We start from the raw sequence: 10280 nt of genomic DNA on the forward strand, positions 1-10280 counted from the left end.
CGGGTGGAGTGTTCCACCCGGCCCTCCCGCGTCGCGCTCAGAGGTTCAGCCCCCGAGCGCGGCGATCTGCTTCCGCAGGGGCGCGAACCCGCCCCGCGGACGCCGCAGGTTGCGGGCGCGGACCAGCGCCGGCCAGAAGTCGGCCCCGAGGAGCGCCTCGGGCTTCACGGCGTGCTTGCGCACGAGGACCTCGTCGGGGACGGTCTGCGGGTCGGGGGTGACGTACTCCTTGATGATGTCGTCGTACGCGTCCTTGAGGACGGTGTTCTCCGGGTCCGCGCCGAACACGACGGCCACTCCCGTCGGGGCGGTGTCGATCTCGACGACCGTCAGGTCGGGGCGGTACTTCCGCAGGACGGTCACCACCTTGTAGACGTCGCCCGTCCAGTACTTGGTGTGCCGGTCGCGGGCCGCCTCGTCGACGTCACGCGGCAGCATGTCGTCGAGCACGATCACGCTGGACCAGTGCGAGTGGCGCTCCACGTTCATGAAGTCGCGCAGCGCGTACTCGAAGAGGTGCATGCCGTCGATGAACGAGAGCTCCAGGGTCGGGTCGCCGCCGAGCACCCCCAGGGGGTCCCGGCGGGCGAGCGCCCGGAAGGGGTTGCGGCCCCGGCGCAGGTGCAGCAGCGGGTCCTTGCGGGCGAAGAAGTCGTCGCTCGTCGCCTTGACCAGGTGGACGTCGCAGCTGATCGACGTCACGACCTTGAATGCCGGGTCGATCGCGACGGACGGGACCCGGGACAGTGCCAGACTGCGACCGTCGTTGACGCCGATCTCGAGGTAGTTGCGCGGCCGGTAGACGCGGTGCAGTCCACTGAGCAGGTCATGACGGTTCACGAGAGGCGCCTTCCGACGGTTTCCGACGTTCGCGATCCCCGGTGAAGTTACTCATTCGAACGGCCGGTTGCGAGCTTTCGAGGAAATTCACCGCCGGCCGGCAGGCTGCATCCACTCGCCGACGGTCGACACCCCCGGTGCGAGATCGAGGTCCTCGACTTCGATCGTCAGAGGCGGTTCCGGGCCGCACGCGACGGCGACGGGCACACAGGACAGCAGGGGTGCAACCAGGCTTCTCCTCATGGGCGTTGGTCGTCCCAGGGCCCCGTCGGGTTGCGTCAGCGGCTGGGGCCGAAGGAGTCGGTGCCGCTCGTGATGCCCGGGGGCAGGCCGAGGTCGGAGGGGCGGATCGTCAGGGTGGGGGTGGCGCCGCCCGCGCCGGGGAGGATCTGGACCTCGTTCGCCTTTCGGGGGGTCGCCGCGATGTCGGCCGCTCCGTCGCCGTCGAGGTCGCGGAGCAGTGCGTCGTCGTGGTCCGGGAGGTGTCGGGCGCCGGTGAGGGTCAGGCCCTTCCGGCCCCCGCGCAGCAGCATGAGCGAGCCCAGCTCGCCCGCCGGCGAGTCGGTGGCGAGGCTGACCAGCACGTCCGCGTACCCGTCGCCGTCGGCGTCGCCCACGGACGGCACGCCACCGAAAGAGCAGTAGGAGAACGGGCCGGTCACCGGGAGCCCGGGCGTGGTCTCGGCGATGCGCTGAGGCAGCCGCTTCGCGCTCTGGCCCGCCGGACCGCCGTAGGAGACCAGTGTCCGGCCGCCGCCCTCGGGCGGGACGGGCTCACCGCGCGACTCACAGGGGTGCCCGGCGACGACGTCGGCGAAGCCGTCCTTGTCCACGTCGCCCGTGTGGATGGTGGAGCCGTAGAGGTCCCCCTTCCTGTCGTCCTTCAGGCGCACCGGCTTGGCGAACCCGCCCTTCGCGGTTCCGGGGTACAGCAGGGTGGCGCGGGCTATGGGGACCTCGTCGGCGTAGACGTGGGTCCAGGTGACGAGGAGGTCGTCCCGGCCGTCACCGGTGACGTCTCCCGCGGTGGTGGGCCTCGCCGCGAAGAAGACGGAGTCCGCGGGGGTCAGGTCGAGCAGGACCGACCGGCTCGGCTTGCCCGCGCGGTTGAACGGCCCCAACCGCAGGCGCGCCTGGTTCGCCTCCGACGTGGCGGTGACGATGTCGGTGTCGCCGTCGCCGTCGAAGTCGCCCACCACCGGCCTGGCCCCCGTGAGCCGGGCCGCACCGCGGAAGTCCTTGACCCCGTAGTACCTGTTCGCCCCCGCGAGCTTCTTCGCGCCGCCCCACACGACGAAGACGGACACCTGGCCGCCCTGGGTGATCAGGTCGGCGTACCCGTCCTGGTCCAGATCGGCGGACTCGACGTCGGAGCCGAATCCGCCGTACGCGACCCCCTTGCCGTGACCGAGCCGGTCCTGGACGACGACCTGCGTGCGTTTCACGTCGGGCAGTCCCGCGGTGCCGGGTACGACGGCCGCGTATCCGGCGGCGTACCTGCCGTTGACGGTCGCCCGGCCGTCGGTGAGGACGAGGTCGCCGTAGCCGTCGCCGTTGAAGTCGTACGGGTCGGCGGTTGCCGGATCGGGGGCGCCCGTGGCCGCCCCCGATCCGCCGACGGCGAGGGCGAGGGCCAGCAGAGGCACAACTAAGTTCTTTCTCATGCCAGTTGGACCCACGACCCCGCCGGAGGGTTGCCCACGGGATTCGTCACCGACTGAGTCCGAAGCCCGTACCGTCGCCGGCGATCCCCGGGGGGAGGATAAGGTCGTCCGACCTCAGGGGGCGGGCGCCGCCGGCCGGGTCGAGCTTCCCCCGCCCGCCCCGCAGCACACGGGCCTCACCCGCTTCCACGTCGGCGACCAAGTTCACTTCCGGGCCGGAGGTGACGAGGTCCGCGCGGCCGTTCCCGTCGAAGTCGCCCACGACCGGGGCGGACCCGCTCAGGCGTGCCGCGCCGGAGAACTGCTCGGCACCGCCCCAGACGACGAAGACGGTCGTGAACCCCGCGGGCGTGACGAGGTCGGCGTACCCGTCCGCGTCCAGGTCCGCCGACTCCGTGATGCCGCCGAAGGCCCCGCCCTGGCCCGCCTTGCCCAGACCGAGCGAGTTCTGGGTGACCACCCGCGCTCCCGCGACGTCCGGCCCGTCCTCGGAGCCGGGTAGGACCGCCGCGTACCCGGCCGCGGACCTGCCGTCGACGGTCGCCTTCGTGTCGGTGAGGACGAGGTCGCCGAAGCCGTCCCCGTCGAAGTCGTACGGCGCCACCGTGCGCGACGACGACCTGTCGGGGACCGGCGGATCCTGACGGCCCCCCGGCCCGCAGGCGGCTGCCGCGACGATCCCACAGAACAGCAGAGGGACAACAACGTTTCTACGCACACCTGTTGGATGCGCGGACACGCTCCCGGGTTGCACACGCGGCGGCTCCACGCGTTCGCGGTCGATCCGCATCAGCGGTCACGTAGGTTGAGCTGCACCCGCCCGCACCCATGACGTCAACTCTCGCGTTTTTCACTTCACTTGAAGGACCACTCATGCGCAGACCGACGCGTGCCCGCATACTCGGCGCCCAGTGCGCCGTCACCTGGGCAGCCTGCCTCGCCCTGTTCGCGACCGCTCTGACGGACACCGCCGCGGCCGCCCCGCTCGACAACCCCGGAGCCCTCACCCGGATCACGGCGGCGGCGGACCTCGCCAAGTTCCAGCTCAAGGAGAACCGCGTCCCCGAGTCGTCCCTGAACAACCTGGCCGCGGAGATGGGGACCGCCGTCGGAGTGGACACGGTCCTCAAGAGCGCCAATCACACGATGCGCAACCGGTCGGGCTGCGTCCCGGACGAGCGCATGGCACTGCCTCTGGATCCGGCCGCGACCGACGCGTACTGCTGGGACACCGGCGACGCCACTACGCAGAGCTGGCTCCCCCAGTCGGTCACGACCTCCGGGGACGCCGACGACGACGGCTCGTGGGGAGCCAACAAGGTCATCCTCTCGGGCTGGACGCACAACGACTCCAAGGCGGGGGATCCCGAAGCCGACAAGCATCTGGCGCGGGTCGCCTTCATCGACGCCAACAACCCCGCCCAGTTCAAGTACCGCTGGGTGCTCCTGGTCATCCCGATCAACGGCGGAACGAACTACAAGAAGCTCGAGTCCCACCTCGGCGGGATGGTCTGGTACCAGGACAAGCTCATCGTCACGGCCCGCAACGGCGCCGCCGACAACAACGCCATGTACATCTTCGACATGAGCCGCATCCTCCAGGCCAACGTCAACAGCACGGCCATAGGCAAGGTCTCCGGCGGCTGGTCGGCCCGGGGGTACCAGTACGTCATGCCCGCGATCGGCTCCTACAGCCTCACGGCCGGCGCGTGCAACTCCTCGGTGGGCACGTCCGTCCCGTGCTTCGGTTCCGTCTCCCTCGACCGCACCTCGACCCCCGACAGCCTCGTCGCCACGGAGTTCCACTCCTCCGGGGGCACCGAAGCCGGCCGCGTGTGGCGGTACTACTTCAGCACCGCGGCGGACCGCCCGGGCCTCATCGGCATCAACGGCAGTGGCGTCGCCAACGTCGACGAGGTGTACCGGACGAAGGTGGTGGGCATGCAGGGCGTCCTGTCCCACAAGCCCGGCGGAGCGAGCACGGCGAACTGGTACGTGCCGGAGTCGACCTGGGGTCCGAAGGTGCACGGGGCGCTGTGGCGGCAGAACCTCCAGGGCGCGATGGCCGCGGCGAACTGCGGGCAGCCGAAGAAGTACTCGTGCTGGGGCCAGCACACCCAGGCGCTCTCCTACTGGCAGAGCACCGGCAAGGTGTGGTCGCTCACGGAATGGGCCGCCAACCCCGACGCGAAGTGGGAGGACCCGGTCGTCCCGGAGCGCGTCCTCTTCGCCACCCCCCTGTCCTCGATCGACGCCGCTCTCGACAACTGAGGGCACCGGTCCGGCGGTCGGCCACCCGCCGGACCGGGATCCGGCGGGTCAGCCGCGTTCCGCCGCGAGGAGGCCGGGGAACGCCTGCGTCAGGGCCGCGCGCCAGTCCTGGATCGGCGCGATGCCCGCGGCGGCCCAGCGGTCGTGGGCCAGGACGCTGTAGGCGGGGCGGGGCGCCGGCCGGACGAAGGCGGCGCTGGTCGTGGGGCGGACGCGCTCGGGGTCCTCGCCCAGCTCCTCGAAGATGGCGCGGGTGAACCCGCACCAGGTCACCGCGCCCCCGCTGGTGCCGTGGTAGACCCCCGCCGGCGCGGTGCCCGCCAGCGCGCCCCGCCCCAGCCGCACCAGCCGGTCGGCGAGGTCGACGGTCCAGGTGGGCTGTCCGCGCTGGTCGTCGACGACGTCGAGGGTGTCCTTGACGCCCTCCAGCCTGATCATCGTGCGGACGAAGTTGCCGCCGCCCGCCCCGTACAGCCAGGCCGTGCGCACCACGTACCCGGTCTCCGGCAGCGCGTCGAGGACCGCCCGCTCCCCCGCCAGCTTGGTCCGCCCGTACGCGCTGCGCGGCCCGGTGGGCGCGTCCTCGGCGTACGGGGTGTCCGCGTCGCCGGGGAAGACGTAGTCGGTGGAGACCTGCAGGAGGACGGCGCCGGTCTCCGCGCACGCCGCGGCGAGGTTCCGCGGCCCCTCGCCGTTGATCGCCGCCGCCTCGTCCTCCCGGGACTCCGCGTCGTCGACCGCCGTCCACGCCGCGCAGTTGACGACCACGGCCGGCCGGTGCTCGGCGAACGCTGCCGCGACGGCGGCCGGATCGGTGACGTCCAGCGCCTTCCGCTCCAGCGCGACGAACGGGACGCCGTCCCGCTCCAACCGCGCCAGCACATCCCGCCCGAGCATGCCGCCCGCTCCGGTCACGAGCCACATGCTCACAGCCCCGCCCTCTCCTTCAGCGGTTCCCACCACGAGCGGTTGTCGCGGTACCACTGGACCGTGTCCGCGAGGCCCTTGTCGAAGGGGACGCGGGGGGTGTAGCCGAGCTCGTCGCGGATCTTGGTGCAGTCGACGGAGTAGCGGCGGTCGTGGCCCTTGCGGTCGGTGACGTACTCGACGGCGGTGTCCCAGTCGGCGCCGCAAGCCGCCAGGAGGAGGCCGGTGAGCTCCTTGTTGGAGAGCTCGGTGCCGCCGCCGATGTTGTAGACCTCGCCGGCCCGGCCGCGGGTGCGCACCAGCTCGATGCCCTGGACGTGGTCGTCGATGTGCAGCCAGTCGCGGACGTTGCCGCCGTCGCCGTAGAGCGGGACGGTCTTCCCGTCGAGGAGGTTGGTGACGAAGAGCGGGATGACCTTCTCGGGGAAGTGGTGGTGGCCGTAGTTGTTGGAGCAGCGGGTCACCCGCACGTCCAGGCCGTGGGTGCGGTGGTAGGACAGCGCGATGAGGTCGCTGGACGCCTTCGCCGACGAGTAGGGCGAGTTGGGCTGCAGCGGGTGGGTCTCGGGCCACGAGCCCTCGTCGATCGAGCCGTAGACCTCGTCGGTGGAGATGTGCACGAAGGTCCCGACGCCCGCCCGGTGCGCCGCGTCGATGAGCGTGTGGGTGCCGACGACGTTGGTGCGGACGAACTCCGCGCCGCCGTCGATGGACCGGTCGACGTGGGACTCCGCGGCGAAGTGCACCACCTGGTCGTGCTCGACCATCAGCCGGCCCACCAGCTCCGGGTCGCAGATGTCGCCCTGGACGAACCGGAAGCCGGGGTGCCCGCGCACCTCGTCGAGGTTCGCGGGGTTGCCCGCGTAGGTGAGCTTGTCGAGCACGGTGACGGCGACGTCCCCGGGCCCCTCGGGACCGAGCACGGTTCTGACGTAGTGCGAGCCGATGAAGCCCGCACCTCCGGTGACCAGTATCTTCGTGGGTTTTCGAGTGGCCATCTGGTATCTCCTTGGCGAAAGCCCCCGCTTTCCAGCAGGGGAATACGAAACTCCTGCGAAGCAGGGCAGCCGATGCCGATTCACTGTCCGCCGGACCGGCATTCATCCGATCGAGCGATGTCAATCACAAATTGCAGGGTTATTGTGTAACGGGCGAAGACCACCCACGTGAAGCGGGCTTTCAAGTACCGCTTGCGCCCGACAGACGCCCAGGCAGCGGAGCTGTCGCGTACGTTCGGGTGCGTGCGGAAGGTCTACAACCTGGCCCTCGCGGCACGCACGGAAGCGTGGACGCGGCAGGAGCGGGTGAACTACAACGCCACGTCGGCGATGCTGACGGCCTGGAAGAGGACCGAGGAACTCGCCTACCTGAACGAGGTGTCCTCCGTCCCCCTCCAGCAGGCGCTGCGGCACCTCCAGACGGCGTTCGCGAACTTCTTCGGCAAGCGCGCGAGGTACCCGCGTTTCAAGAGCAGGAAGACGTCCCGGAAATCGGCGGAGTACACCACCAGCGCGTTCCGGTTCCGAGGCGGCGACCTGACCCTGGCGAAGATGGCGGAGCCGTTGGACATCGTCTGGTCCCGCCCCCTCCCCGAGGGAGTGACGCCGTCGACGGTGACCGTGTCCCAGGACGCCGCGGGGCGCTGGTCCGTGTCCCTGCTCGTCGAGGACCCGACCGTGGAACCGCTTCCCGCGACCGGTGCGACGGTCGGTGTCGACGTCGGGCTGGACCACCTGCTGACCCTCTCCACCGGCGAGAAGGTCGCCAACCCGAGGCACGAGCGGCGCGACCGCGCCCGCCTCGCGAAGGCCCAGCGGCAGCTGTCGCGCAAGGAGAAGGGGTCCGCGAACCGGGACAAGGCCCGCCGCGAGGTCGCCCGCGTGCACGCCCGGATCGCCGACCGGCGCCGTGACCACCTGCACCAGCTCACCACTCGGCTCGTTCGTGAGAACCAAACGATCGTGATCGAGGACCTCACCGTGCGGAACATGGTGAAGAACCGCCGACTGGCGCGGGCCATCAGTGACGCGGCCTGGTCCCAGTTCCGGAGCATGCTGGAGTACAAGGCCCGGTGGTACGGCCGCGAAGTCATCGCGGTCGACCGTTGGTTCCCCTCCTCCGGACTGTGCTCGACCTGCGGCGCCCTGCAGGCGAGGATGCCGCTGAACGTCCGCACCTGGACGTGCGCCTGCGGGGCGACCCACGACCGGGACGTCAACGCGGCGAGGAACCTTCTGGCCGTCGGGCTGACGGCATCGGTCTGTGGAGCTGGTGTGAGACCTCAACGGAGAACTCCGGGCGGGCGGTCGGCGACGAAGCAGAAAACCCCACGGCGCGAGCCGTAGGGAATCGCCCTCCTTCAGGAGGGGGAGGAAGTCAAGACGAGATCTGCACCTTGCTGTGGTCGCCGAGGACGAGGCGGTGGGCGGACGGGTTGCGGGGGGCCGGGGTGACCTCGACGTCGCGGCCGATCAGCGAGGCCTCGACGCGGCGGACGCCGATGACGGACGAGCCGCGCAGCACGATGGAGTACTCGATCTCGCTGTCCTCGATCCGGCAGTCCTCGGACACCGAGGTGAAGGGACCGACGTACGCGTCGGACACGACGGTGCCCGCGCCGATGATCGCCGGGCCGACGATCCGGCTGTTGGTGACGTGCGCGCCCGGCTCTATCCGCACCCGGCCGATGATCTCGCTGGCGTCGTCGACCGTGCCCCGGTCGAGCGGCTCGACGGTCTCCAGGACCGACCGGTTGACCTCCAGCATGTCGGTGACGTTGCCGGTGTCCTTCCAGTAGCCGGAGATGACGGTGGAGCGGACGTCCCGGTCGGCGTCGATCAGCCACTGCATGGCGTGGGTGATCTCCAGCTCGCCGCGGGCGGACGGCTCGATCGCGCGGACCGCCTCGTGCACGGCGGGCGTGAACAGGTAGACGCCGACGAGCGCGAGGTCGCTCTTCGGCTTCGCGGGCTTCTCCTCCAGGCCGACCACCGCGCCGGCCGCGTCGAGTTCGGCGACGCCGAAGGAGGTCGGGTTCGGCACCCGGGTGAGCAGGATCTGCGCCTCGGGCCGCTCGGCCCGGAACGCGTCGACCAGCGGCGTGATGCCGCCGACGATGAAGTTGTCGCCCAGGTACATCACGAAGTCGTCGTCGCCGAGGAAGTCCCGGGAGATGAGCACGGCGTGGGCGAGGCCGAGCGGGGCCTCCTGCGGCAGGTAGGTGACCCGGATGCCGAGCGCGGAGCCGTCCCCCACGGCCTCGCGGATCTCCTCGGCCGTGTCGCCGACGACGATGCCGACCTCGGTGATCCCCGCGTCGGCGATGGCCTCCAGGCCGTAGAACAGCACCGGCTTGTTCGCCACCGGCACGAGCTGCTTCGCGGAGGTGTGGGTGATGGGACGCAGCCGTGTACCGGCCCCCCCGGACAGGACTAGAGCTTTCACAGATGGCCCCCAGTACGGCACTTCGCGGTCATGAAGCGGCTGTGGTCACAGGATTCTCCCCGCCATTATCTCCTCCCGGCCCCGCGACCGGGCCGCGGGGCACCGGAGCCGCCCGCGACGACAGAACGGCCCGCCCCGGAAGTCCGGGGCGGGCCGCAGGAGTTGACGGTCGGTCAGGAGGCGTCGGTGGACGAGCCTTCCTGTTCGGCCGAGGCCGTCTTCTTCGTGGTGCGCTTGGCCGTCGTCTTCTTGGCCGTGGTGGCCTTCTTGGCGGCGGTCTTCTTGGCGGTCGCCGTCTTGGCCGGAGCCTTCTTGGCGGTGGCCGTCTTCTTGGCGGCCGTGGTCGCCTTCTTGGCCGGGGCCTTCTTGGCGGCCGTCTTGCGCGCCGCGGTCTTCTTGACCGGGGCGGGCTCGTCGGCCTCCGGGGCGTCGACCTCGGGGGCGTCGGCCGGGGCGGGCTCCTCCGCGACCGGCGCGGACGACTCGACCGGCGCGGACGACTCCGCCGTCCCGAGCGGTGCCTGCGTCGACGGGACGACCAGGACGGCCGCCTCCGAGGACTCCGGCGAGCCCGCCGGGGCGGTCGCCTTGCGGACGGCGCGACGGCGGGTCCGCGGCGGGGTGACCGGCGCGGTCGGCTCGGCCGCGATCGGGTCTTCGGCCGCGACGGGCTCCACCGGGGCCTGCGCCTCGGCGGCGAGCGCCTCGACGTCGGCGACCTCGGCGGCCGGGGTCGCGGTGACCACCTCGTCCGGGACCGGCTCCGCCGCCTTCGGCGAACCGGCCGGGGCCGTCGCCTTCCGGGTGGCCCGGCGGCGGGTACGGCCCGCGGGGGCCGCCTCGTCGGCGGGAGCGGCCGGCGCCTCAGCGGCCGGTGCTTCGGCGGCCGACGCTTCAGCGGCCGGCACCTCGGCGACCGGCGCAGGCTCCGCGGCGACCGGCGCGGCCTCCACGGGAGTCCCGACGGCAGCCTCGGCCGCAGCCGGCGAACCGGCCGGAGCCGACGCCTTCCGCGACGCCCGGCGGCGGGTGCGGCCCGTCGGAGCCGCCTCCTCGACCGGAGCCGCGGGCTCGGCGGGCGCCGAGACCGTCTCCACGGCCTCCCGCGCCTCGGCCGGCGCGGGCGTGCCCGCC

8 protein-coding genes and 1 pseudogene are annotated in these 10280 nt (G+C 71.6%); 2 read left to right on the plus strand and 7 right to left on the minus strand.

Features of this window, described 5'->3' with window-relative positions:
- Positions 1-45 precede the first annotated feature (45 nt).
- From ACFWEG_RS26160 to ACFWEG_RS26170, 3 genes are all read right to left on the minus strand, one after another.
- On the minus strand, positions 46-840 hold the full coding sequence (locus tag ACFWEG_RS26160) for a class I SAM-dependent methyltransferase (RefSeq protein ID WP_387219785.1): 795 nt from the start codon (positions 838-840) through the stop codon (positions 46-48).
- A 278-nt stretch (positions 841-1118) separates the two neighbouring features.
- Positions 1119-2486, minus strand: a complete 1368-nt coding sequence (locus tag ACFWEG_RS26165; protein ID WP_387219788.1) for an FG-GAP-like repeat-containing protein — start codon at positions 2484-2486, stop codon at positions 1119-1121.
- A gap of 64 nt (positions 2487-2550) precedes the next feature.
- Complete coding sequence (locus ACFWEG_RS26170) at positions 2551-3108, minus strand: FG-GAP repeat domain-containing protein (protein ID WP_387219791.1); 558 nt, start codon at positions 3106-3108, stop codon at positions 2551-2553.
- Positions 3109-3377: 269 nt separating this feature from the next.
- Here ACFWEG_RS26170 and ACFWEG_RS26175 point away from each other — a divergent pair, with 269 nt between their 5' ends.
- Positions 3378-4775 (plus strand): hypothetical protein, encoded by a 1398-nt coding sequence (locus ACFWEG_RS26175; RefSeq protein ID WP_387219793.1) that lies wholly within the window; start codon positions 3378-3380, stop codon positions 4773-4775.
- 48 nt (positions 4776-4823) lie between these two features.
- On the opposite strand, the gene rfbD is transcribed toward ACFWEG_RS26175, so the two are convergent.
- Together rfbD and rfbB are read right to left on the minus strand one after the other, a co-directional pair.
- On the minus strand, positions 4824-5699 hold the full coding sequence (gene rfbD / locus ACFWEG_RS26180) for a dTDP-4-dehydrorhamnose reductase (protein ID WP_387219804.1): 876 nt from the start codon (positions 5697-5699) through the stop codon (positions 4824-4826).
- 2 nt (positions 5700-5701) lie between these two features.
- Positions 5702-6700, minus strand: a complete 999-nt coding sequence (gene rfbB / locus ACFWEG_RS26185; protein ID WP_387219796.1) for a dTDP-glucose 4,6-dehydratase — start codon at positions 6698-6700, stop codon at positions 5702-5704.
- Positions 6701-6868: 168 nt separating this feature from the next.
- Here rfbB and ACFWEG_RS26190 point away from each other — a divergent pair, with 168 nt between their 5' ends.
- Entirely contained in the window at positions 6869-8047 is a 1179-nt protein-coding gene (locus tag ACFWEG_RS26190) for an RNA-guided endonuclease InsQ/TnpB family protein (protein WP_387219799.1), read from the plus strand.
- 31 nt (positions 8048-8078) lie between these two features.
- On the opposite strand, the gene ACFWEG_RS26195 is transcribed toward ACFWEG_RS26190, so the two are convergent.
- The gene (locus tag ACFWEG_RS26195; protein ID WP_387219801.1) at positions 8079-9146 is read right to left on the minus strand and encodes a glucose-1-phosphate thymidylyltransferase; all 1068 of its coding nucleotides are present in this window, start codon (positions 9144-9146) and stop codon (positions 8079-8081) included.
- A gap of 173 nt (positions 9147-9319) precedes the next feature.
- Positions 9320-10280: pseudogene (locus tag ACFWEG_RS26200) on the minus strand (hypothetical protein); the annotation flags it as partial.

Origin of the sequence: Streptomyces sp. NPDC060194 (genome assembly GCF_042728285.1) — a bacterium.
In the GTDB taxonomy this organism is placed as follows: domain Bacteria; phylum Actinomycetota; class Actinomycetes; order Streptomycetales; family Streptomycetaceae; genus Streptomyces.

Bases quoted from the DNA above. Each gene is read 5' to 3' on its own strand.
- ACFWEG_RS26175 (WP_387219793.1), top strand. From the start codon at position 3,378: ATGCGCAGACCGACGCGTGCCCGCATACTCGGCGCCCAGTGCGCCGTC.
- rfbD (WP_387219804.1), bottom strand. From the start codon at position 5,699: ATGTGGCTCGTGACCGGAGCGGGCGGCATGCTCGGGCGGGATGTGCTG.
- rfbB (WP_387219796.1), bottom strand. From the start codon at position 6,700: ATGGCCACTCGAAAACCCACGAAGATACTGGTCACCGGAGGTGCGGGC.